The sequence below is a fragment of the Enterobacter sp. PTB genome (assembly GCF_051130085.1).
In the GTDB taxonomy this organism is placed as follows: Bacteria; Pseudomonadota; Gammaproteobacteria; order Enterobacterales; family Enterobacteriaceae; genus Enterobacter; species Enterobacter ludwigii.
In genome coordinates this window covers 1-482 of record NZ_JBDKEE010000125.1, presented here as the reverse complement: position 1 = coordinate 482, position 482 = coordinate 1, and the positions used below count along the sequence as shown (strand labels likewise).

Here is a 482-nt window from a genome sequence, read left to right as displayed (position 1 = left end):
AACCGCGAATTCAGATAATAAGTGCAACGCTCGGTCATGTGGATGGGGGAACGGTTAGCTACCGATAAGCTATCCTGCTCTTCCGACCAAAGATGAGCGAGTAACTATGAGATATCAGCAGCTAACCGAAGGGTTACGATACCAGATAGCCCTGTTGTGTGAAGATAAAGTTAGTCAGGCCGAGATTGGCCGCCGCTTAGGCGTCAGTAAGTCAACGGTCTCGCGAGAACTGCGGCGTAATCGCTCTGTAGATGGCTACCTGCCAGCGGTAGCGCAAAAGCTTAGCGACAACCGGCGTAAAGCTGCCGGCAAACGACTGATGCACGAGGATACGGTCTTCTTTGTCGAAGAAGCGCTGAACTGGCTGTGGAGTCCGGAACAGATCAGCGCCATTGGCAATATCATCGGCAGACCGGTTAGCCACGAGTGGATCTACCAGCACGTGGCCACCGATAAAGCCTTCGGCGGAGAGCTGTACAAAT

General features: G+C 53.1%; 1 protein-coding gene. It reads left to right on the top strand.

The genetic code is table 11. The features are described from left to right. Window positions 1-106 precede the first annotated feature (106 nt). Window positions 107-482, top strand: a 376-nt coding sequence (locus AAIR21_RS27890; RefSeq protein ID WP_434682844.1) for a transposase, incomplete at its 3' end; no start/stop codon positions are given.